We start from the raw sequence: 22,415 nt of genomic DNA, 5'->3' as shown, positions 1-22,415 counted from the left end.
ATATGATGAAAAGAGGTTAGATAATATGCCGATTAAGATAATGAGCGATTTACCGTCCAGAGAGATTCTGGAAAGGGAAAATGTGTTTGTTATGGATGAGGGAAGAGCAGAACATCAGGATATCCGCCCAATCCGGATTGGAATACTGAATCTGATGCCATTAAAAGAAGAAACGGAACTGCAGTTGCTGCGTTCACTTGCAAATACACCATTACAGGTTGATGTTACCTTTTTAACGGTATCATCCCATGAATCAAAGAATACATCCATGAGTCATCTGAATCATTTTTATCAGACAATGGATGAAATCTGGGATGAGAATCTGGACGGACTGATTATAACCGGTGCACCGGTAGAAACCATGGAATACGAAGAGGTGGATTACTGGAAGGAAGTCTGTGATATTATGGAGTGGTCTAAGACCCACGTAACATCAACCCTGCATTTATGCTGGGGCGCACAGGCTGCTCTCTATTATCACTATGGTATCCCAAAATATATGCTGGATGAGAAAATGTTTGGAATTTTCGAACATCAGGTAAAGAACCGCAAAGTACCACTGGTAAGGGGATTTGATGACCGCTTTATGGCACCGCATTCGAGACATTCCGGAATCCGTAAAGAGGATATTGAGAAGGTAAAGGATATTACCATTCTTGCAGAATCAGAAAAAGCAGGTGTATTTCTGGCAATTGCCAATGAGGGACGCAAAATTTTTGTGATGGGACATCCGGAATATGACCGTTATACATTGGATGAGGAATATAAGCGTGATCTGCAGAAAGGGATGGATATTGCCATGCCGGAGAATTATTATCCGGACAATGATATCAATGCAAAACCATTACTGCAGTGGCGTTCACACGGTAATATGTTATATGCAAACTGGCTGAATTATTATGTGTATCAGCAGACACCATATGATTATATCAATACCAGAAAAATTGTGGGAAAATAAGTAGATTTCTTTTTGGAAAAAGGCTTAAGAAAATACAGGGGGCACAATGAAAACGGAGAAAAAAGGTGTAGAGGGACAACTTGATATTTTCGAAGCAATGAATCGTGCAGCAGATGCCATAGACCGGATGGTGGAAGAAGACCAGAAGAAAAAGAAGGCATCCGGAAATAAAACGGAATCCGGAGAGAAGTCTGCAAAAGCTGTAACCGGGCAGAAGAAAAACAAAGGGGATAAAATCATCCGTGGCTGTGATATGCATGCATCCATGCAGAAGACATTTCTAAACCCCGAAGACGGCGATTTTGCCATGATTGCTTATATTGACTACAACAAGGTTTATATCAGGGAATGGAATTCCCCGGCAGCGTTATATACTTTCGAAGAGTCAAAGAAGGCTGTGGATTTTTATATCGACAAACTGACGAAGATAAAGGCGGCAGGAATGGCAGAAGAAACAACAGAGCAGGAACCGTTCAGTGATGTAAAATATCTTTCAGATAATATTTATGCAGAGTGTGAGGGATAAGAATGGAGCATTTAGTATACTACGATATTGCGGCTGCATTTGTTCTTCTGACTGCATTAGTTGCTTATCATTTAAGAAAATACAGTGACAATTTTCAAAGCAGGGTATACCGCGTAATGTTGTATGCTCTGCTTGTTGTGTCTACCAGCGACTTTTTACTGTTCTGGGAGGGAATTACTTTTGGAAAAACAGGAACTACAGTCCTGCTCTATATCTGTATTTTAGGACAGGTTGTGGCAGCGGCAGCTTATCTTTTGTATATTCTGTGCCTGACAGGAAGAGTGGAACGCTTTATCCGGAAGGAAAAGGGATGGTTGTTTGTACCAGCCTGGATTGTAATCGCATTGCTGGTAGTACAGTTATTTATACCATATCTTTTTAAAGTGGGAACGGATGGCAGCTATCAGAGACAGAATGGAATTATGTTATTCTACCTTTGTATGATTTATTTTTATCTGATGGGGGAAGTGTTTCTGGTTCGTTTCCGGAAAAGGCTCAGCTTTGAATTATTATTCTCTACGACTGTATTTGCAGTTGTAAGTGTATTTACACTGGTGCTTCATATTGCATTTCCGGGTTTCCGGTTTCAGTTTTTTGGAATGGCAATGTGTGTACTTTTATATCTGATTTCTTCGGAAAGACCACAGGAATATACGGTGCCGGAGCTTGAAATTATGAACCGGAGGGCATTTTTAAAAGAGTCAGAGGAACGCCTGTTAGGAAGTGAGCGTTTTCCGATGCTTGTCATTAAAGTGCATAATTTAAAGGTGATGCGGCAGACATTGGGAAATGATTCCGTCAATGAATTCCTGAAGGAAATGGCGGCATTTTTTCGTAAGCTTATCGACAATTCACGTATTTACCAGTTTTCACAGAGCGTATATGTGCTGGCGTTAGACCGGAAGAAGAAGGATATTGATTCTTCCTTACTGATCCGGCAGATTCTGAACCGGTTTGAACAGCCATGGCATTCCGGCAGTGTAGAGACAAAATTCCGGATTCATATCAGCAGTATTGTGTGTCCGCGTGATACGAATAATCTGAATGGATTAATTGACTATATCCAGTATATGCGTTCAATATCATCTGAAAATGGAAATGTAGTATTAAAGACTGCTGAGATGGATATTGACCGGCCAAAGAGGGAACTTCGTATCCGGAAACTTTTGAATGATGCAGTAGACCATAAAGGTTTCGAAGTCTTTTACCAGCCGATTTATTCGGTGACAGAAAACAGAATCGTATCTGCGGAAGCACTGGTCCGGCTGAAAGATCAGAGTATGGGCTACATTTCTCCGGAAGAATTTATTCCAATTGCAGAAAAGAGCGGAATGATTATGCAGATTGGAGAATTTGTATTTGAGACAGTCTGTCGTTTTATCCGGGAAAAGCAGCTTACAGACTATGGCTTACAGTATATAGAAATAAATCTGTCTGTGGTGCAGTGTATGCAGGAAAATCTTGCCGAGAGGTTGACGGAAATAATGAAGAAGTATCATGTAGCACCAGCCCAGATCAATCTTGAGATTACTGAGACAGCGGCAGCCCATAGTGATATGTTGGAAAACAATATCAAGATACTGCATAAGCAGGGCATTGAGTTTTCTTTGGATGATTATGGCTCGGGATATTCCAATACGGATTATCTGTTCCGGTTTCCATTCCGTATCGTAAAAATTGATAAAACCATTCTGTGGGAAGCATTTAAAAATGAAAAGGCAATGATTGCATTGCGTAATACTATCCGCATGATTAAAGAACTTGGGCTTGAGATTGTGGTAGAAGGAGTAGAAAACCAGGAATATGTAGATTATCTGACAGAACAGCACTGTGATTATCTGCAGGGATATTTTTATTCCAAGCCGATTCCGGACAGAGATTTCTTAGAACTTTTACGCAGGGAAAATGCACAATATTATGCGGAAAGGTTTTCAAAAAATGAATTATCTGATATAATAACCACATAATATTTTTGTAGGAGGCAAAACGATGGCAGATAATAGAAAAGTTGTTAAAATAAAAGAAGATAACCTTGGGGAAGTACATGTGGCAGATGAGGTCGTTGCTATTATTGCAGGACTTGCAGCAACAGAAGTAGAAGGAGTTGCATCCATGGCTGGCAATATTACCAATGAACTGGTGAGCAAACTTGGAATGAAGAATTTATCTAAGGGTGTTAAGGTAGAAGTGGCAGAGAAAACGGTCAGCGTAGAAGTAGCTTTAAATATTTCTTATGGTTATTCTATTCCGGAAGTATCTGAGAAGGTACAGGAGAAAGTAAAATCTGCAATTGAGACTATGACAGGATTATCCGTAGCAATTGTTAACGTCAGAATTGCAACGGTTGACATGAAAAATACGAAATAAAACTTTTGTGATAACCGCAGATGTAGTATAATAAAGAATGCTGTTAAAGCATTCTTTTTTATAGTTACATGGAAGACCAATAATGAAAGGATACAACATGAGCAGGAGAGAAATCAGAGAACAGATATTTAAAATGTTATTCCGTGTGGAATTTCATAGTGAGAAGGAATACGAAGAGCAGATGAATCTGTTTATCGAAGAGAATGAACCGATTGAGAAGCCGGATGAGAGTTATATTGAAGACAAATTTAATAAGATTATTGCTGTTTTAGAGGAAATCGATAAGATTATCAATGAATCATCCAAAGGCTGGAAAACAACCCGTATGGGCAAAGTTGATCTGACCCTGATTCGTCTTGCTGTATATGAGATGAAATATGAAGAGGATATTCCAACCGGAGTAGCCATCAATGAAGCAGTAGAACTGGCAAAAAAATATGGAACAGATGATTCACCGGCATTTATCAACGGAGTATTGGCAAAAATCGCATGATAAAGAAAGTATATGGGGTAACCCAGATTAACCGATACATCAGAAATATGTTTGCCCAGGATTTTGTCCTGCATCAGGTATGTGTGAAGGGTGAGGTATCGAATTGTAAATATCATTCCTCCGGTCATATTTATTTTACTTTAAAGGAAAATAACAGTGCCATCAGTGCAATTATGTTTGCCGGTAACCGGGGTGGTTTATCCTTTCGTATGAAGGATGGCGACAAAGTCGAGGTAACAGGTTCTATTGAAGTATTTGAACGTGATGGCAGATATCAGATATATGCAAAAGAAATTACACTTGCCGGTGCAGGGGATTTATATGCCAGATTTCTTCAATTGAAACAGGAACTTGAGGAAATGGGCATGTTTGCGGAAGAGTATAAAAAACCGATTCCGCAGTATGCCGGACGTATTGGAATTGTTACAGCACCTACCGGGGCTGCAATACAGGATATCCGTAATATTGCTGCACGAAGAAATCCTTATGTGCAGCTTATTCTATATCCGGCACTGGTACAGGGTGAGGGTGCCAAAGAAAGCATTGTAAATGGGATTCATGCATTGGATGCCATGCATTTGGACATTATCATTGTGGGGCGTGGTGGTGGCTCCATAGAGGATTTATGGGCATTCAACGAAGAAATTGTTGCAAGGGCAATTTTTGAATGTGAAACACCGGTTATTTCTGCAGTGGGACATGAAGTGGATTACACCATTGCGGATTATGTGGCAGACTTGCGGGCACCGACTCCGTCTGCAGCGGCAGAACTTGCGGTATATGACAGGAATCAGATGTTACAGCGGATACAGACTGACCGGGTACATCTGATGCGCAGCATGAAGAGTAAAATTGCTGTGATACAGGGACGCATGGAGACACTGAAGGCAAGATTAATGCAACAGAGTCCTGTATATCGTCTGAACAGTCAGAAACAGTATCTGGGGGAATTACAGCTTCGCTTAGAGCATGGCATGACACAGCAGTTAGATAAGAATAAGGCAAGACTTCGGATGTTAGCCCAGCATTTCGATGATATTTCGCCATTGAAACGATTGGGACAGGGATATGCATATGTTTCTGACAGCCGGCAGAATGGTTTAAAAAGTGTTTCACAGGTTTCAAAAGGAGAACAATTGCAGATCAGTGTAAAAGACGGAACCGTTAAGGCAAGAGTAGAAGAAATCATATGCCAGGAGGAAATCGGAAGATGACAGATTATACAATCAATGAAAATGAGACAGATAATATAACGGAAAAAAAAGAAAATGAGAATTTAGAGGATTTATTTGCAGAAGTGGAACAGCTGATTGCACATATGGAGGAAGACATTTCTCTGGATGAATCCTTTGTCTGCTATGAGCAGGGCATGAAGAAGCTGAAACACTGCAGTGAGCGGATAGATTCGATTGAAAAGAAAATGTTAGTGTTGAATGAACAGGGAATGCTGGAGGAATTTTAATGGATATGACAGCAGAGCTTACAAAGCGGACAGAACAGATTGAAAACATCATAAAAAAATATCTTCCGGAGGAAGAAGGCTATCAGAAGCAGGTAATTGAAGCCATGAATTATAGTTTTCTTGCAGGAGGAAAGCGGTTAAGACCAATGCTGATGTTGGAAACTTACCGCATGTTTGGTGGAAAATCAGAGGTAATTGAGCCATTCATGGCAGCCATTGAGATGATTCATACTTATTCTTTAATTCATGATGATCTGCCGGCAATGGATAATGATGAATACCGCCGCGGACGAAAGACAACGCATATTGTCTATGGAGAAGCTATGGCAATTCTTGCCGGGGATGGTCTTTTGAATTTTGCCTATGAGACAGCATTGACAGCATTACAGACGGAACAGACGCCTAATGTGGCAAAGTCATTGCTTGTATTATCACAGAAAGCCGGAATTTATGGTATGGTAGGGGGACAGACCGTAGATGTGGAAACGGATCAAACACAGTCTGTCACCAGAGACCAGTTAGATTTTATTTATAAATTAAAGACCAGTGCTTTGATTGAAGCGTCTATGTTAATCGGTGCAATTCTTGCAGGTGCCACGAAAAGCGAGCAGAAGATTATCGAAGAGGCGGCATCAGAGATTGGTCTGGCATTCCAGATACAGGATGATATTTTAGATGTTACCGGTAATCAGGAAGTGCTTGGAAAATCGGTTGGCAGTGATGCCAAAAACGAAAAGGCAACTTATGTTACATATGAGGGATTGAAAAAAGCACAGGAAGATGTGAAACGATATTCAAAACATGCAGTGAATTTATTAGAATCACTGGTGGTAAAAAATGAATTTCTGATTCATCTGGTAGAATATCTGATTCATAGGGAAAAATAAGAACTTCAGAAACCAAAGGAGTAAAGATACATGGTGCTGGAAAAGATTGAGCATGAAAATGATATAAAAAGGATAAATAAAAACGAACTTCCGATTCTGGCAGAGGAAATCCGCTCTTTTTTGATTGATAAAATATCAAAAACCGGTGGGCACCTTGCCTCCAATCTTGGCGTGGTAGAGCTTACCATGGCACTGCATCTTGCTTTTGATTTACCAGAGGATAAAATTATCTGGGATGTAGGACATCAGTCTTATACCCATAAATTACTGACAGGAAGAAAAGCCGGTTTTGATGAACTGAGAAAATACGGCGGCATGAGTGGATTCCCCAAACGTCATGAAAGTGATTGCGACTGCTTTGATACGGGACACAGTTCGACTTCCATATCCGCAGGATTAGGCTATGCTATGGCAAGGGAGATTACCGGAGAAAAGTACAAAGTCATCTCTGTTATCGGAGATGGTGCATTGACCGGCGGAATGGCTTATGAGGCATTGAATAATGCATCAAAATTAAAGTCAAATCTGATTATTGTTTTAAATGACAATAAGATGTCTATATCGGAAAATGTCGGCGGTGTATCCAGATATTTAAGCGGACTTCGTACCGCAGAATCTTATCAGGGATTAAAGAATGGTATTACGAATTCCCTGAACAGCATTCCGAAATATGGAGAACGTATTGTTGAGAAAATCCGTAAGACCAAAAATGGAATCAAGCAGCTTGTGATTCCGGGCATGCTCTTTGAAAATATGGGAATCCTTTATTTAGGACCGGTAGATGGTCATAATATTCCTGCCATGGTGAAATTATTCAAAGAAGCCTCTAAGGTGGAAGGACCGGTTCTGGTACATGTGATTACGGAAAAAGGAAAAGGATACCTTCCGGCAGAACGCCATCCGGCACGTTTTCATGGAACGGAAGCCTTTGATGTTGAGACAGGACTGCCTCTTGTGAAACGGGTAAAAGCCAATTATACCGATATTTTTTCTACGGTTATGCGTAAATTGGGCGACCGGGATGAAAAAGTGGTTGCCATTACAGCGGCAATGGCAGATGGAACCGGACTAAAAAGATTCCGGAATATGTTCCCGGAACGTTTCTTTGATGTGGGAATTGCAGAAGAACATGCAGTGACTTTTGCTGCAGGATTGGCAGCAGCCGGTTTAAAACCGATTGTAGCGGTTTATTCTTCTTTCCTGCAAAGAGCATATGACCAGATTCTGCATGATGTCTGTATACAGGAATTGCATGTAGTATTTGCCATTGACCGTGCAGGACTTGTGGGCAGTGATGGAGAGACTCATCAGGGAATCTTTGATTTATCTTATCTTTCCTGTCTGCCGAATATGACAATTTTAGCACCTAAGAATAAGTGGGAATTATCAGATATGATAAAATATGCGGTAGATTTTTCCGGACCGATTGCAGTACGATATCCGAGAGGCGAAGCCTTTGATGAATTAAAGGAATACCGGGCACCGTTAGAATATGGTAAGGCAGAAGTTCTTTTTGAAGAAAGTGAAATTTTACTTTTGGCAGTAGGAAGCATGGTAAAGACAGCACTTACCGTAAGGGAACAATTAAAAGAAAAAGGTTATTCCTGTTCTCTTGTCAATGCAAGATTTGTGAAGCCTTTTGATGAAGAACTGCTTCTTAAGCTGCAGAAGAATCATAAGCTTCTGGTTACGCTGGAAGAAAATGTGCAATCCGGAGGCTTTGGAGAGCATGTATTGGAATTTATGAATACAAATGGAGATGGTTCCATGGAGGTTTTAAATATTGCAATACCGGATGTTTATGTAGAGCATGGAAATGTAGAACTTCTCCGCAAAGAAACAGGAATTGATGCAGATGGAATTATCGGTAAGATTATAGACAGAAAGGCACAGTAAGAACGATGAAAGAAAGATTGGATGTTCTTTTGGTACAGAAGGGACTGGCAGAATCCAGGGAAAAAGCAAAGACTATGATTATGGAAGGAAATGTCTTTGTGGATGGACAGAGAGAGGATAAAGCAGGAACAAATTTTGATACAGAGGCAGAAATTGAAGTCCGGGGAAATACATTAAAATATGTCAGCCGTGGTGGACTGAAGTTAGAGAAAGCAATGAAGGAATTTGATATTTCTTTAGAGGGAATGGTCTGCATGGATATCGGCGCATCCACCGGCGGATTTACTGACTGTATGTTGCAAAATGGTGCAGTGAAGGTATATTCTGTAGATGTAGGATATGGACAGTTTGCCTGGAAATTAAGAAATGACCCAAGGGTTGTCTGCATGGAGAAAACCAATATCCGTTATGTGACGCCGGAAGATATTGCAGATGTCCTTGATTTTGCATCTGTTGATGTATCTTTTATTTCTCTTACCAAGGTACTGGTACCGGCAAGGGAGCTGCTGCGGGACGGCGGAAGAATGGTCTGCCTGATTAAGCCACAGTTTGAGGCCGGAAGGGAAAAGGTAGGAAAAAAAGGTGTTGTCCGTGACCCAAAGGTACATGAGGAAGTCATCCATAAGGTAATTGATTTTGCGTTGAAAAATGGATTTTCCGTTCATAATCTTTCCTATTCACCGATTAAGGGTCCGGAGGGAAATATTGAATATCTGGTATATATTGAGAAAAACAGCGAGAGCAAGAAGGAGGAGACCATTGATGTGGATGCCATCGTAGAGGAGGCACATACATCATTGTCCTAGATATATGAAGCATTTTTTCATAATTGTAAACGCACAAAAAGACAGTGAACTTATTTTTACCAATCAGATTATAGATTACATCAGGCGTAAGGGAGGAACCTGTGATTATTTTGCCAGCTTTGAGGAAGAAAAAGCGGAATCAGTGGAAAAAGAAATTCCAACAGAAACCGAGGCAGTGCTTGTTATTGGTGGAGATGGAACATTAATTCGTGCGGCACGCAATCTGGTAAAGAAAAATATTCCGCTGCTGGGAATTAATTTAGGAAAGCTTGGATATCTGTGTGAGGTAGAAGAGAATACGATATTCCCGGCAATTGATGAATTGATGGCTGACCGTTATACCATAGAGCAGAGAATGCTTTTAGATGGCTATACCGTACAAAGTGGCGGAGAGAAGATTCAGAGGGTTGCGTTAAATGATGTGGTCATCCATCGTACGGGAGCACTTCAGATTGTGAATCTGAATGTTTATGTAAATGGAGAGTATCTCTATAATTTTAAGGCGGATGGAATCATTGTGGCAACACCAACCGGTTCCACCGGTTACAGTATGTCGGCAGGTGGCCCTATTGTGGACCCGAAAGCCAACCTTTTGCTGTTGACACCGATCAATGCACATACGTTGAATTCCAAGAGCATTGTAATCGGACCGGAAGATGAAATTACCATTGAAGTAGGCATGCGGAGAAGCCAGCGGGATGAGCAGGTGGAAGTGAGCTTCGATGGAGATTCCGGAGTGGAACTTAAGGTTGGAGACAAAATTATAGTGCATAAGGCAGAAGAATCCGTAGGGATTATTCGTTTGAGTAAGATTAGTTTCCTTGAAATTTTGCGGAAAAAGATGCAGAATTATACATAACAGGAGGGACTGTAATGAAGATAGGACGACATGCAAAGATTCTGGAATTAATTCAGAAGAATGAGATAGGCACACAGGAAGAATTATCAGCAAAGTTGGAGCAGGAAGGATATCATGTGACACAGGCAACGGTTTCACGGGATATCAGAGAGTTAAAACTGACTAAGGTAGCATTGAGCAATGGCCGTCAGAAATATGTAGCTTTATCTGAAAATAAGGAAGACATGACAGAAAAGTATGTCCGTGTATTCCGGGATGGTTTTGTATCTATGGATATGGCACAGAATATTCTTGTGATTAAGACGGTATCCGGAATGGCAATGGCAGTTGCGGCAGCATTGGATGCCATGGATTGCCATGAAATAGTAGGAAGCATTGCTGGAGATGATACAATTATGTGCGCTGTCCGTACCGTAGAGGATACCACAGCGTTAATGGGACGTCTTCGCCGGATTATGGAAGATTAGAACGGAAGACGAGAGAGAGTAGAAGGAGAAAATATGTTAAGAAACCTGCATGTTAAGAACCTGGCACTCATTGATGAGGCGGAAGTTGATTTTGAAAAAGGGTTAAATATCCTGACCGGAGAGACGGGAGCCGGAAAATCAATTATTATTGGTTCCATTAATCTGGCTCTGGGAGAAAAGGTATCCAAAGAGATGTTAAGGGATAATGAGGAGAATGCCTTTGTGGAGCTGATTTTTGATGTAGAATCAGATGCTTTAAAGAAAGCACTTTCCGGGCTTGATGTTTATCCGGAGGATGATATGCTGATTTTAAGCAGAAAGATTTCCGGAGGAAGAAGCATCGCCAAAATCAATGGGGAAAGTGTTCCGGCATCAAAGATGAAAGCAGTTTCTGCGTTGCTGATTGATATTCATGGACAGCATGAACACCAGTCGCTGCTTAAGAAACAGAAGCATTTAGAAATCCTTGATGATTATGCAAGAAATGAACTGTCGGACATCAAAAGTGAGTTGAAAGAAACTTATAAAAAGTACCGTGAAGTTACGAAAGAGTTAGAAGAAGCTTCTCTGGATGAAGAGAGCCGGATGCGGGAATTATCTCTTTTAGAATATGAAATCCATGAAATTGAAGAAGCTGCATTAACAGCTGGCGAAGATGAAGTTTTAGAAACAAAATACCGGAAGCTTCTGAACGGAAAGAAAATCATGGAAGCAATTCATGCAGCCCATGGATTACTCAGCATGGAAGACGGCAGTGCATCGGAGCTGACCGGAAGAGCTCATAGAGAATTGTCATCTGTGGCAGATTATGATGATGCAATTCGTGGGATGGCAGATGAACTTTTGGAAATTGATAATCTTTTGAATGATTTGAACCGGGAAATTGCAGACTATATGGATGAGGCTGAATTTGATGATGAGACTTTTGCCGGGACAGAACAGCGTCTGGATGAAATCAATCATCTGAAGGCAAAATATGGTCATACGATAGATGAAATTTTAGCATCTTTAGAGGAAAAGCAGGAAAAGGCAGAAAAATTACAAAATTTTGATATGTATCATAAGAAGCTGCTGCAACAGGAAAATGCATTAAAAGAAACATTGCAGAAGCAGTCAGAAAAAGCATCTGCAATCCGCAAAAAATATGCGAAGGAACTGGCAGAAAAAATCAGGGAGCAGTTAGTAGATTTGAACTTCTTAGATGTTCGTTTTGAAATGAAATTTGAACAGAAAGAGACTTTTGGAGCAGATGGCTTTGATGAAGTGGAATTTGTCATTGCAACCAACCCGGGAGAGCCATTAAAACCACTTGGCAGCGTAGCATCCGGTGGAGAATTATCAAGAATTATGCTGGCATTAAAAACAGTGCTTGCTAAAAATGATGAAATAGAAACCTTGATTTTTGACGAAATTGATACAGGAATCAGCGGAAGGACGGCGCAGATGGTATCTGAAAAAATGCATATGATTGCAGAACATCATCAGGTAATCTGCATCACACATCTGCCGCAGATTGCTGCAATGGCAGATGCCCATTTCAGTATTGAAAAATCCGTAGAAAAAGAGACAACCATTTCTACCATACGAAGACTCACCGAGGATGAGCAGGTAACGGAATTAGCAAGAATGCTTGGTGGAGTGAGGATTACAGACACCGTATTGGAAAGTGCAAGAGAAATGCTTAACCTGGCACAAAATGCTAAAAAATAAACGATTGAATCAAACAATAATACACATAATAAAAACAGGATATTCAATGAATATCCTGTTTTTATTTTACGCGGGAAAGCTGTAAAGAGAGTTTCCTGTAGTTATTATGCCTGTAGTGAGGAAAATATAATGCGGATGAGATTAATAAGAAAAAGCATAAAAAATATATGGCAGATTATAGTGATTGTCTGGCTGGTATTTGCTTACCAGCTTATGTTAAATATGGTTCCGGATGAAGTAAAACTTATCGATGGTGATTTAAGTAAACTGGACATTTCCATGCCGGTGACCTTCGAATGCCGGGATTCCGGAAAGAGATTTATCGATACATCTGTAATGGAAAATCAGCATCTGCAAAGCAGCATGGACAAGGCTGGTGCCGAAAGAAATGAAATAGATATGGCTTCAGATACGGTTGTTTTACGAGCAAAGCTCTTTGGAATTATTCCCATAAAGGATGTGCAGGCAGATATTGTAGCGGAACAGGAGGTCTATGCCAGCGGGGAAAATATTGGTATTTATGTGCAGACGGATGGCATCTTTGTCATCGGAACGGGAAATTTTGAAGGGATGGATGGAGTGCTGTATGCACCGGCACAGAATGTTTTAAAGAGTGGAGATTATATCTGTGCAGTAGATGGTGTAGAACTTGAAAATAAGGAGGCGTTAATGGATGCTGTCGATAAATGTGAAGGAAAATCTTTAGTGCTTCGGATACGTCGAAATGGAGAAACATTAGAATTATATATACAGCCGAAATTGTCAAAAGAAGAAACGTATAAATTAGGAGTCTGGGTAAGGGATGATCTGGCAGGAATCGGAACACTTACCTATATCAGCCAGGATGGAAGCTATGGGGCACTGGGACATGCGGTAACAGACATGGATACCGGAAGTATGCTGGAAGTGGGGACGGGAAAACTTTATAACAGCAGGCTGGTGGGAATCGTAAAAGGAGAATCCGGTAAACCGGGTGAATTATCAGGAGTCATTAATTATGAAGAAAAATATTGTATGGGAGATATTGAGGAGAACTGCGAACGAGGAATCTATGGAATATTACATGAAAAAAATAATTTGCTGGAAAATGCCGTAGCTTATCCGGTTGGTTATAAGCAGGATATTGAACCTGGAGAAGCAGAAATTATCAGTGATATCGACGGAACGATAGCGCATTATAAGATAAGAATTACGGAAGTTAATTATCGGAAGAATAAGGAAAACAAAAGCATTTTATTTGAAGTAGAGGATGCGGCACTGTTAGAGAGCACCGGAGGTATTGTACAGGGAATGAGCGGCAGCCCGGTGATTCAGAACGGAAGGCTGATAGGTGCAGTTACCCATGTGTTCGTCGATGATGCGAAGAAGGGGTATGGTATTTTTATTGAGGATATGTTAGAAGTGGGGAAAACGTCGAATCCATAAGAAAAAACAGTTTATAATTTAACGACATGTTTCGACATAATTTATATCAGGATATAATTATGATACAAAATGTATAAGGGGAAGAAGGCAGCCGTTGTCTTCCGGGCAATATTGATGTCGAAATAAGATGAACGCTTTAGCTTGAAACGACAGAAAAGTTGTGTTTAAATACAAGTAGTTTCATCTTTGTACAAAAGAGTGGAAACGGCAGGAGGTTTGACATGGAAAAATTAAATGTAGCAATTGCAGATGATAACGAGAGAATGGTACAGCTTTTAGATGAAATCGTAGCCAGCGATAAGGATTTGCAGGTGGTTGGTACGGCAAAGAACGGGGTCGAAGCATATGAGATTATCAAACATAAACAGCCGGATGTTGTTTTATTGGATATAGTTATGCCAAAACTTGACGGACTTGCACTGTTAGAAAAAGTAAAAAAAGATAAATCCATAAGAAAATGTCCTAGTTTTATTATTATCAGTGCGGTAGGACAGGACCGGATTACAGAAGATGCATTTAATCTGGGGGCGGATTATTACATTATGAAGCCCTTCGATAATGATATGATTATCAATCGGATAAAAAGTACAAGAGTGCTCCGGGGAATGAATGCTGCGGAATCAAAAAAAGTCGGAGCATATGAGAAAAAGCCTTCGGCAAAACCGGAGGATCTGGAAAGTAAGGTGACAAATATTATACATGAAATAGGAGTTCCGGCACATATCAAAGGATATCAGTATTTGCGTGAAGCAATTATTATGTCGGTAAATGATATTGAAATGCTTAATTCCATTACAAAAATACTTTATCCGACAATCGCAAAAAAATATCAGACAACAGCCAGCCGCGTAGAACGTGCTATCCGACACGCAATAGAGGTGGCATGGAGCCGTGGCAAAATGGACACGATTGATGAGCTGTTTGGGTATACGATAAACAATGGAAAAGGTAAACCGACGAATTCAGAATTTATAGCACTGATTGCAGACAGAATCCGCCTGGAATATAAAGCGTATTAAAAGGGTGGTTTCTACAAAAACGGCAGCAAAATATGGTGTCTGAATCAGACATTTTAGGTATTTTCTGCTCCCCCATAACGTGGTATAATGAGCGTAAGCAATGAGCAGTGCAGCTGACAGAAATGCGCGATACTGTGCTTGCACAAAGTATCGCGTATTTCTGTCGGCTGATAGGGCGAATGCCCGTACATCGAGAAAACCAATGGTTTTCGAGATGCACTGCGAAAGAAAGCACAGCGTATTTGCGAGTGTGAGCGTAAATAGGGCGAATGCCCGTACATCGAGAAAGCTGTAGGCTTTCGAAGATGCACTGCGAAAGAAAGCGCAGCGGATTTGCGAGTGTGAGCGTAGATAGGGCGAATGCCCGTACATCGAGAAAGCCGTAGGCTTTCGAAGATGCGCAGCGTATTTGTAAAAAGGGTATCAGATTTGGGGGTAACAGAAATGAAGCGGGTATTATTTGTTACATCAGAGGCAGTTCCATTTATCAAAACAGGCGGCCTTGCAGACGTAGCAGGTTCACTGCCAAAATATTTTTCAAAAAATGAATATGAAGTCAGCGTCATGCTGCCGAAGTATATGTGTATCCGTGAGGATATGCGTAAGAAAATGCATCATATATTGCATTTTTATGTAGATTTGGGCTGGCGAAAACAATATGTAGGAATACTGGAGGCAAAGGAAGATGGAATCCAGTATTATTTTATTGATAATGAATTCTATTTTGCGGGAGACAGACCGTATAATAATATTTACGAAGATGTAGAAAAATTTGCATTTTTCTCAAAGGCAGTATTAGAAGCATTGCCGCATATGAATTACCAGCCGGATATTATTCATTGCCATGACTGGCAGACGGGACTGGTTCCGGTATATCTGGAGAATATCTATAAGAAAAATGTTTTTTACCAGAATATGAAAACGGTATTTACGATACACAATCTACAGTTCCAGGGGCGCTGGAATCTAAAAGCAGTAAAAGATATTACCGGATTGCCGGATGCTCTTTTTACACCGGATAAATTAGAATCCTATGGAGAGGGCAATTATCTGAAGGGTGGTATTGTATATGCAGATGCTGTAACAACGGTAAGTCCTACATATGCTTATGAGATAACAACTCCGGATGGTGGCGAAGGCTTGGATGGTCTCATTCGCAGTAACAGCTATAAATTAAGCGGTATTATTAATGGAATCGATTATAATGAATATAATCCGAAAGCGGATCCAAAGATTGCTTATTTATATGATGCCAATGATTTAGAAGAGGGCAAGCGGAAAAATAAGCAGGCACTTTTAAAGGATATGAATCTTCCGTATTCGGATGATGTGATGTTAGTTGGAATTGTTTCAAGAATGACAGAGCAGAAGGGATTTGCACTGGTAGATTATATGATGGATGAACTGCTTTCTTCCGGTAAATTTGAGATTGTTGCCTTAGGAACCGGAGAGGAACGTTATGAGAATATGTTCCGTTATTATGAGAGCAGGTATCCGGACAGACTGAAGGCAAATATTATGTATTCCGAAGAAGCAGCACATAGAATTTATGCAGCATCAGATGCTTTTTTGATGCCATCTTTATTTGAACCCTGTGGTCTGAGCCAGTTGATGTGCCTTCGTTATGGAACAGTACCGGTGGTTCGCGAGACCGGTGGCTTAAAGGATACCGTAGAGCCATATAATGAGTATCAGCATACCGGAACAGGTTTTACTTTTTCAAATTATAATGCTCATGAAATGCGTGACAGTCTTCTTTATGCATATCAGGTATTCCATGAGAACCGGACCGGGTGGCTGGATATCGCAAGACGTGGCATGGAGCAGAATTTCTCCTGGTCCAGTTCTGCAAAGGAATATGAAAAATTATATGCTAGATTGTAGTCCTTTCTTCTGGCATAGAAGTAAGAAGCTTTTCAGAGCGGGAATAGAAATAAGCGTGATCGGATAAGATTTCTTCTTCCTCAACCTGAGTGGAATTTACTTCATGAATCATAGCATTTAAATCCTGTATACAGGTTCCGGGCAGAACAGGAAGAATCAGAAATTCATGGATACTGCTTGGAATCAGATAGAAGTCACATGTGAGCTTATCTGCAATGGAATCTAAAAGATTTGGATAGAGAATGCAGGAAGCACCATAGAGTCTGGCTTTATTGGTTAATACATAAAGCGGTGTTTCGGATTCTTCTTCCATGCTATCTGCAGGAAAGGGCATTGGCATAAGCTTATTGAGTAATGGCATTAATGGTTCAAAATCAGCAGGAAGCTGTGCCGGCGTATTCTCTAAGGCATAAGAATATAACGCATCTGCGGAGACGTTCCAGTAGGAAAGATGAGTGGAACGAATCAGAATAGTGGCGTTTCCCTGACTTGAACTAGATAAAAGACAATAAAAAACAACTGCAAAATCAAGATAACGAAAATGAGGAATTTCTTTGAGGAGTTCCTCATTTTTCTGATAGTGAATCAGTTTAAAGAGGATGCGGTGCCGTACATTTTCAAAATTAGTAAAGAATGCTACATCGACAGAGCTGCTGGGACGGTAAGCCCGGTAAATTTCCCGGATATGTAAAATAATGTTATGTATGCTTTTTCCTGCCTGATATTCTTTGTAATAATCATTGAGATAAATAGTGGGAGAAATGTTGCAGCCCTTTTGCAGAATAGTGAGTCCATCCAAAGTAACGCCATTATTTTTTTGGATTTTATGCAGCTGAATCGTAACATCTGTATCAAACAGAGAATGAATTTGTAACTGGATTTCAGTAAGAAATTGTTGATATGTCATAAAGACCTCCTGGTTAGAAATGGTAAAAATGAATAAATAGAAAAGAAAGTCCATGGATTATTCCAATGGACTTTCAATATATCATCTTGTGTCTTGAATAACAAGAAACGTAATATGAAATTTTTCTAAAAAATTTCTAATCTTTTAGAGACCAGAATATTTTAGTAAGATTTTAATTTCTTCCAGAGATAGTCATAAGTTTCTGTAGCCGGGACATCAAGACTGTTAAAAATTTCACAGTTTTCTAAAGTTTCCTGATCAGAAAAAATAGTAGTACTTTCCTGAACCTCTTCATCCAGTTCGTCATAAACAGCGGTGTTTGGTGTAGCATACCAGACATAGTCAAAGTTTTCCATACCGATATCTTCACGACAGAGATAATTTAAAAACTGTTCTGCAGCATCCTTATGCTGGCAGGTTTTGGGAATGAACCAGGAGTCCATCCACATATTGGAACCTTCTTTCGGAACCACATAATCAAGATCATCATTATAATCCTGTGCATAGGCAGCCTCTCCGGAATAAATAAGAGCCATGGCAGCATTTCCGGCAATCATTTCATCGGCAGAAGAATCTACCAGATAGGAGTAGACTAAATCTTTCTGGTCACAAAGCATGGAAAGTGCTTCGTTTAATTCATCTTCATCCGTAGTATTGATGGAATAGTCCAAAAGCCGGAGTGCAGGAACGAAGGTATCGCGGACGGAATTTTCCATGATAATCTGTCCCTTATATTTCGGATTCCAGAGAACATTCCAGCTGTCCATATCAGCTTCATCTACCATGGTTTTATTGTAGAGAATACCCAGTGTGCCGAAGAAATAAGGTAGTGTGTATTTCGTTTCCGGGTCAAAGGCCTTGGAAAATTCCACATAGGTCGGGTCAATGTTTTCGTAAAGTGGAATATTATCATAATCCATTTCTAAGACTTCACCTTCATTGATAAGCTTCTGGATCATATAGTCGGAGGTACAGATTAAATCGTATTTGATGGAACCCGCTTTGTATTTGGTATACATTTCCTCCGGACTTTCATATTCTTCGTATTTGATGGTAATACCGGTTTCTTTTTCAAATTGCTGGATAACATCCGGCTCTATATATTTTCCATAATTTAAAATAACAAGTGCATTTTCATCCTCTTTCTGTCCACAGCCGGAAAGAGTAAGGAGACCAGCAATAAGCATAAATGAAAATAAGAATTTCTTCATTTCCTAAGACCTTCCTTTCGCATCCTTGACACTGCGGTAATTCATAATCAGAAGAAGTACCAGTGCAAGGAAGAATAAAATCGTAGACAGTGCATACATTTCCGGAATAATACCTTTACGCAGCTGGGTATAAATCATGGTGGACAATGTATTGACACCGGCACCCTTGGTAAAATAGGTGATGGAGAAATCGTCTAGGGACATTGTCACGGCCATCAGAAAACCGGAGAATACACCAGGCTTGATATCCGGCCATACAATTTTGAAAAATGCATAAAGTGGTGTTGCACCTAAGTCTCTGGCAGCCTCATAGGTATGGGAGGAGGTGTTGGAAAGCTTAGGCAGTACATTTAAAATGACATATGGAATGTCAAAGGTAATATGTGCAATCAATACGGTTGATGTTCCAAGCTCTGTAAAGCGGACAAAAAGCAGCATCAGGGAGATACCAGTAACAATATCTGCATTCAGAAGTGGAATGTTAGTTGCACCAAGCATAATCTGACGGTTCCTTTTCCGCATGGCACTGATTCCGATTGCTGCCATGGTTCCGATTATTGTAGCAATCACAGAAGATGCAACGGTAATCAGAATCGTGGTATAAAAGGCATTCATAATAGTCGGGTCAGAAACAAGATTACGATACCATTCTGTCGTAAATCCACCCCATTTTACACGGGAGAGGGAGTTGTTGAAGGAAAGTACAATCAGAACTCCAATCGGAAGATACAGAAACAGGAAAATAATTGCAAGATAAATTCTTGATAAACTTTTCTTTACCATACTGCATGCCCTCCTGATTCACCGGCACGATTCATGAATGCCATACTGATTAAAACAAAAATCATAAGTACAATGGAAAGTCCGGAACCTAAATTCCAGTAGGAACCCTGCATGAAGGACTGCTCAATAACATTTCCAATGAGAAGTACTTTACCTCCACCTAAAAGGTCTGAAATAACAAAGGAGGTAAGTGCCGGCACGAATACCATAATAATTCCGCTGACAATTCCAGGCAAAGTAAGCGGCAGAATGATACGGAAGAAGGTGATAAAACTGTTGGCACCTAAATCCCTTGCCGCATCTATGGTTTCTTTGCGGATACGTACTATGGAATTGTAAATCGGCATAATCATAAATGGAAGAAAATCATAAATCATGCCAAATACAACGGCTCCCTGAGTATTTAACATATGAAGCTTCGGAATGCCGAAAATGGAAAGAAATCCATTGATAATTCCATTATTGGAAAGTAACATCTGCCATGCTAAAATACGCAGCATAAAATTCATCCACATTGGCAGGACGAAGATAAATACCACAAAGCTCTGATGCTTGATATGAAGACTATTTAATATCATGGCAAGCGGGTAGGAGAGCAGGAGACAGACAATTGTACATAAGATACCAAGCTTTAAGGAAAGCAGGAGTGCTTTTATATGTACCGGGTCTGCAATTGCAGCAATATTTGCCCAGGTAAAACCACCGTCACTGTTGGTGAATGCGTAATATAATATCATCAGAATCGGAAGTACAGTAAATCCAATAATCCAGACCAGATAAGGTCCGGCTAAAAGTCTTTTTCTGGCATTATGCATCGAGTTCCACCGCCTTTTCGTCACTGGATTCCGGTTTATGCATAATCTGGATATTGAAAGGAATTACCTTCATTCCCACATGGCTTCCGGTTTCGAAATATTTGGTGGTATGAACAAGCCATTCATATCCGCCAGCCATAATTTCGATTTCGTAGTGGACACCCTTGAAGATAACAGAAGTAATATCACCATCCATAAAACCGGTGCCGGCTTCTACAATCTCAATATCTTCCGGGCGGATGACTACGTCTACCGGTTTATTATTACCAAAACCGGTGTCGACACATTCGTGTTTGATGCCTAAGAAGCTGACTAATTTATCCTCAATCATGATACCGTCAATGATATTGCTGTCTCCGATAAAGTCGGCAACGAATGCATTTTCCGGCTCATTATAAATATCTTCCGGAGTACCAATCTGCTGGATATAGCCCTGATTCATGACAGCAATGGTGTCTGACATGGTAAGGGCTTCTTCCTGGTCGTGGGTAACATAGATAAAAGTAATGCCAAGTTCATTTTTCAGACGAATCAGTTCGTACTGCATGTCCTGACGCATTTTTAAATCCAGTGCACCCAAAGGCTCGTCTAAAAGGAGCACCTTTGGTTCATTTACAATGGCACGGGCAATGGCAATACGCTGCTGCTGGCCACCGCTTAAGGAATCAATGCTGCGGTTTTCATAACCGTCTAAGTTTACAAGCTTTAAGGCATATTTGATTTTATCCTGAATATAAGCCTTGCTTTTCTTGCTGATTTTTAAACCAAAAGCAATATTTTCTGCAATGCTCATATGGGTAAAAAGTGCGTATTTCTGGAATACGGTATTTAATTTACGCTCATTTGGCGGAAGAGAAGTAATATCTTTTCCATCAAAAATAATACGTCCGGTGTCCGGTGTCTCAAAACCACCGATAAGACGCAGGGTAGTAGTCTTTCCACAGCCGGAAGGTCCCAGCAGTGTTAAGAATTCGTTTTCCTTTACATAAAGATTTAAGTCATCCAAAATCATATTTCCGTCATAAGTTTTGGTAATATTTTCTAATTGTATTAATTTCTTGCCCATCATAACCTCCTAAAAACTTGGCGGGTTTGTAACCCAGATAAGAACGGCATCTTTCCTGCCGGTATTTTCGATATGGTGCTTTTTATTGGACTTAAGATAAAAAGACTCCCCCTGTCTTGCAGTATAAGTACGGGTACCATATATGATTTTAATGGAGCCCTTAAGTACATAGCCGAATTCTTCTCCCTCATGTGGAAGATAGATGTCTGATGTGCCGCCGGGCTTCAGCGTCAGACGTACCGGTTCCATCATATCTTTCTGGGCACCGGGAACCATCCATTCGATTAAGCTCCTGTGTTCCGCATCTTCTTTTTCAAAATAATCTTCATTTTTAAAGACAAGCTGTGCAGGTTCATCATCTGCAAAAAATTCTGCCGGCGTAGTGCCGAGACACTGGATAATATCTAAAAGTGTACCCACGGAAGGAGATGTAAGATTACGCTCTAACTGGGAGATAAATCCTTTGGATAATTCCAGACGGTCAGCCAGTTCCTGCTGGGTGAGACCGTAGAGAATCCGCAGCTCCTTGATTTTATTTCCAATATCCATTTTGTACTTCCTTTCCATGAAAAGTGATTTTACATAGTTTTTACAAAATGAAGCTAATAATGTATTTGAAGTTTAATAATAATAAACTCACTAAGGAGTATTATGAGAAATTGAAAGAGAAATGTCAATACTATTTTTAGATTATTTTTAGACAACAAAAAAAGCTCCCGAGGGGACTCGAACCCCTGACCTACGCATTACGAATGCGCCGCTCTACCAACTGAGCCACGGAAGCAGAATAATCTGGTTATATGCGAAATAAAATATTTTCCTCAGACAACCCTTTATTTATTAAAATCATACTATAATATTATATATAGAAAAA

General features: G+C 40.2%; 22 protein-coding genes and 1 tRNA gene. 16 read left to right on the top strand and 7 right to left on the bottom strand.

Annotated features, from left to right (window positions below; all coding sequences use genetic code 11):
• The first annotated feature begins 25 nt into the window (after positions 1–25).
• The 16 genes from metA (at position 26) to glgA (ending at position 16,759) form a co-directional block, all read left to right on the top strand.
• Positions 26–958: a homoserine O-acetyltransferase MetA gene (metA, locus tag DV740_RS04120; protein WP_022243236.1), complete on the top strand. Its 933-nt coding sequence runs from the start codon at positions 26–28 to the stop codon at positions 956–958.
• A gap of 46 nt (positions 959–1,004) precedes the next feature.
• Positions 1,005–1,484 (top strand): hypothetical protein, encoded by a 480-nt coding sequence (locus tag DV740_RS04115; RefSeq protein ID WP_118087501.1) that lies wholly within the window; start codon positions 1,005–1,007, stop codon positions 1,482–1,484.
• 2 nt (positions 1,485–1,486) lie between these two features.
• Positions 1,487–3,451 (top strand): EAL domain-containing protein, encoded by a 1,965-nt coding sequence (locus DV740_RS04110; RefSeq protein WP_118087500.1) that lies wholly within the window; start codon positions 1,487–1,489, stop codon positions 3,449–3,451.
• 22 nt (positions 3,452–3,473) lie between these two features.
• Positions 3,474–3,851, top strand: a complete 378-nt coding sequence (locus DV740_RS04105) for an Asp23/Gls24 family envelope stress response protein (RefSeq protein ID WP_022243233.1) — start codon at positions 3,474–3,476, stop codon at positions 3,849–3,851.
• A gap of 97 nt (positions 3,852–3,948) precedes the next feature.
• Entirely contained in the window at positions 3,949–4,344 is a 396-nt protein-coding gene (nusB, locus tag DV740_RS04100; RefSeq protein WP_197420811.1) for a transcription antitermination factor NusB, read from the top strand.
• Positions 4,341–5,558, top strand: a complete 1,218-nt coding sequence (xseA, locus tag DV740_RS04095) for an exodeoxyribonuclease VII large subunit (RefSeq protein ID WP_117947083.1) — start codon at positions 4,341–4,343, stop codon at positions 5,556–5,558. Before nusB ends, xseA begins: the two co-directional genes overlap by 4 nt.
• A complete protein-coding gene (gene xseB, locus DV740_RS04090; protein ID WP_117698581.1) occupies positions 5,555–5,806 on the top strand; it encodes an exodeoxyribonuclease VII small subunit in 252 nt (83 codons plus the stop codon). The genes xseA and xseB overlap by 4 nt, the downstream gene beginning before the upstream one ends.
• On the top strand, positions 5,806–6,693 hold the full coding sequence (locus DV740_RS04085) for a polyprenyl synthetase family protein (protein ID WP_118087499.1): 888 nt from the start codon (positions 5,806–5,808) through the stop codon (positions 6,691–6,693). The genes xseB and DV740_RS04085 overlap by 1 nt, the downstream gene beginning before the upstream one ends.
• A gap of 30 nt (positions 6,694–6,723) precedes the next feature.
• On the top strand, positions 6,724–8,589 hold the full coding sequence (gene dxs / locus DV740_RS04080) for a 1-deoxy-D-xylulose-5-phosphate synthase (RefSeq protein ID WP_118057366.1): 1,866 nt from the start codon (positions 6,724–6,726) through the stop codon (positions 8,587–8,589).
• A 5-nt stretch (positions 8,590–8,594) separates the two neighbouring features.
• Positions 8,595–9,395, top strand: coding sequence for a TlyA family RNA methyltransferase (locus DV740_RS04075; protein WP_118087498.1), 801 nt, complete (start codon positions 8,595–8,597; stop codon positions 9,393–9,395).
• 4 nt (positions 9,396–9,399) lie between these two features.
• The gene (locus DV740_RS04070; protein ID WP_118087497.1) at positions 9,400–10,254 is read left to right on the top strand and encodes an NAD(+)/NADH kinase; all 855 of its coding nucleotides are present in this window, start codon (positions 9,400–9,402) and stop codon (positions 10,252–10,254) included.
• A gap of 14 nt (positions 10,255–10,268) precedes the next feature.
• Positions 10,269–10,721, top strand: coding sequence for an arginine repressor (gene argR / locus DV740_RS04065; RefSeq protein ID WP_022243225.1), 453 nt, complete (start codon positions 10,269–10,271; stop codon positions 10,719–10,721).
• Positions 10,722–10,754: 33 nt separating this feature from the next.
• Positions 10,755–12,431 (top strand): DNA repair protein RecN, encoded by a 1,677-nt coding sequence (gene recN / locus DV740_RS04060; RefSeq protein WP_118087496.1) that lies wholly within the window; start codon positions 10,755–10,757, stop codon positions 12,429–12,431.
• Between the two features lie 135 nt (positions 12,432–12,566).
• Entirely contained in the window at positions 12,567–13,856 is a 1,290-nt protein-coding gene (spoIVB, locus tag DV740_RS04055; RefSeq protein ID WP_158561507.1) for a SpoIVB peptidase, read from the top strand.
• A 221-nt stretch (positions 13,857–14,077) separates the two neighbouring features.
• Positions 14,078–14,875 (top strand): sporulation transcription factor Spo0A, encoded by a 798-nt coding sequence (gene spo0A / locus DV740_RS04050; RefSeq protein ID WP_117698575.1) that lies wholly within the window; start codon positions 14,078–14,080, stop codon positions 14,873–14,875.
• Between the two features lie 444 nt (positions 14,876–15,319).
• Positions 15,320–16,759, top strand: a complete 1,440-nt coding sequence (gene glgA, locus DV740_RS04045) for a glycogen synthase GlgA (protein WP_117841123.1) — start codon at positions 15,320–15,322, stop codon at positions 16,757–16,759.
• On the opposite strand, the gene DV740_RS04040 is transcribed toward glgA, so the two are convergent.
• From DV740_RS04040 to DV740_RS04010, 7 genes are all read right to left on the bottom strand, one after another.
• Positions 16,749–17,666 (bottom strand): DUF5688 family protein, encoded by a 918-nt coding sequence (locus tag DV740_RS04040; RefSeq protein WP_117841122.1) that lies wholly within the window; start codon positions 17,664–17,666, stop codon positions 16,749–16,751. The two genes, glgA and DV740_RS04040, sit on opposite strands and share 11 nt — an antisense overlap.
• Positions 17,667–17,827: 161 nt before the next feature.
• Positions 17,828–18,877 (bottom strand): ABC transporter substrate-binding protein, encoded by a 1,050-nt coding sequence (locus tag DV740_RS04035; RefSeq protein WP_022243219.1) that lies wholly within the window; start codon positions 18,875–18,877, stop codon positions 17,828–17,830.
• Between the two features lie 3 nt (positions 18,878–18,880).
• A complete protein-coding gene (locus DV740_RS04030) occupies positions 18,881–19,660 on the bottom strand; it encodes an ABC transporter permease (RefSeq protein ID WP_117698573.1) in 780 nt (259 codons plus the stop codon).
• The gene (locus DV740_RS04025) at positions 19,654–20,475 is read right to left on the bottom strand and encodes an ABC transporter permease (protein ID WP_117841121.1); all 822 of its coding nucleotides are present in this window, start codon (positions 20,473–20,475) and stop codon (positions 19,654–19,656) included. Before DV740_RS04025 ends, DV740_RS04030 begins: the two co-directional genes overlap by 7 nt.
• Positions 20,468–21,541 carry a spermidine/putrescine ABC transporter ATP-binding protein gene (gene potA / locus DV740_RS04020; RefSeq protein WP_117698571.1) on the bottom strand — a complete coding sequence of 358 codons (1,074 nt, stop codon included), beginning with the start codon at positions 21,539–21,541 and terminating at the stop codon, positions 20,468–20,470. Before potA ends, DV740_RS04025 begins: the two co-directional genes overlap by 8 nt.
• A 9-nt stretch (positions 21,542–21,550) precedes the next feature.
• Positions 21,551–22,090: a helix-turn-helix domain-containing protein gene (locus tag DV740_RS04015; RefSeq protein WP_022243215.1), complete on the bottom strand. Its 540-nt coding sequence runs from the start codon at positions 22,088–22,090 to the stop codon at positions 21,551–21,553.
• A gap of 162 nt (positions 22,091–22,252) precedes the next feature.
• Positions 22,253–22,325, bottom strand: a tRNA-Thr gene (locus DV740_RS04010).
• Positions 22,326–22,415 lie beyond the last annotated feature (90 nt).

It is taken from the genome of Roseburia sp. AF02-12 (assembly GCF_003461765.1).
In the GTDB taxonomy this organism is placed as follows: Bacteria; Bacillota; Clostridia; order Lachnospirales; family Lachnospiraceae; genus Roseburia_C; species Roseburia_C amylophila.
This window is presented reverse-complemented; position numbering and strand designations above follow the sequence as displayed.

Coding starts and splice junctions, on each gene's coding strand:
- xseA (WP_117947083.1), top strand. CDS start 4,341: ATGATAAAGAAAGTATATGGGGTAACCCAGATTAACCGATACATCAGA.
- DV740_RS04025 (WP_117841121.1), bottom strand. CDS start 20,475: ATGCATAATGCCAGAAAAAGACTTTTAGCCGGACCTTATCTGGTCTGG.
- DV740_RS04040 (WP_117841122.1), bottom strand. CDS start 17,666: ATGACATATCAACAATTTCTTACTGAAATCCAGTTACAAATTCATTCT.
- argR (WP_022243225.1), top strand. CDS start 10,269: ATGAAGATAGGACGACATGCAAAGATTCTGGAATTAATTCAGAAGAAT.
- nusB (WP_197420811.1), top strand. CDS start 3,949: ATGAGCAGGAGAGAAATCAGAGAACAGATATTTAAAATGTTATTCCGT.
- DV740_RS04070 (WP_118087497.1), top strand. CDS start 9,400: ATGAAGCATTTTTTCATAATTGTAAACGCACAAAAAGACAGTGAACTT.
- DV740_RS04085 (WP_118087499.1), top strand. CDS start 5,806: ATGGATATGACAGCAGAGCTTACAAAGCGGACAGAACAGATTGAAAAC.
- DV740_RS04105 (WP_022243233.1), top strand. CDS start 3,474: ATGGCAGATAATAGAAAAGTTGTTAAAATAAAAGAAGATAACCTTGGG.
- spoIVB (WP_158561507.1), top strand. CDS start 12,567: ATGAGATTAATAAGAAAAAGCATAAAAAATATATGGCAGATTATAGTG.
- recN (WP_118087496.1), top strand. CDS start 10,755: ATGTTAAGAAACCTGCATGTTAAGAACCTGGCACTCATTGATGAGGCG.
- DV740_RS04030 (WP_117698573.1), bottom strand. CDS start 19,660: ATGGTAAAGAAAAGTTTATCAAGAATTTATCTTGCAATTATTTTCCTG.
- DV740_RS04110 (WP_118087500.1), top strand. CDS start 1,487: ATGGAGCATTTAGTATACTACGATATTGCGGCTGCATTTGTTCTTCTG.
- dxs (WP_118057366.1), top strand. CDS start 6,724: ATGGTGCTGGAAAAGATTGAGCATGAAAATGATATAAAAAGGATAAAT.
- glgA (WP_117841123.1), top strand. CDS start 15,320: ATGAAGCGGGTATTATTTGTTACATCAGAGGCAGTTCCATTTATCAAA.
- DV740_RS04115 (WP_118087501.1), top strand. CDS start 1,005: ATGAAAACGGAGAAAAAAGGTGTAGAGGGACAACTTGATATTTTCGAA.
- xseB (WP_117698581.1), top strand. CDS start 5,555: ATGACAGATTATACAATCAATGAAAATGAGACAGATAATATAACGGAA.
- DV740_RS04035 (WP_022243219.1), bottom strand. CDS start 18,877: ATGAAGAAATTCTTATTTTCATTTATGCTTATTGCTGGTCTCCTTACT.
- spo0A (WP_117698575.1), top strand. CDS start 14,078: ATGGAAAAATTAAATGTAGCAATTGCAGATGATAACGAGAGAATGGTA.
- DV740_RS04075 (WP_118087498.1), top strand. CDS start 8,595: ATGAAAGAAAGATTGGATGTTCTTTTGGTACAGAAGGGACTGGCAGAA.
- DV740_RS04015 (WP_022243215.1), bottom strand. CDS start 22,090: ATGGATATTGGAAATAAAATCAAGGAGCTGCGGATTCTCTACGGTCTC.
- potA (WP_117698571.1), bottom strand. CDS start 21,541: ATGGGCAAGAAATTAATACAATTAGAAAATATTACCAAAACTTATGAC.
- metA (WP_022243236.1), top strand. CDS start 26: ATGCCGATTAAGATAATGAGCGATTTACCGTCCAGAGAGATTCTGGAA.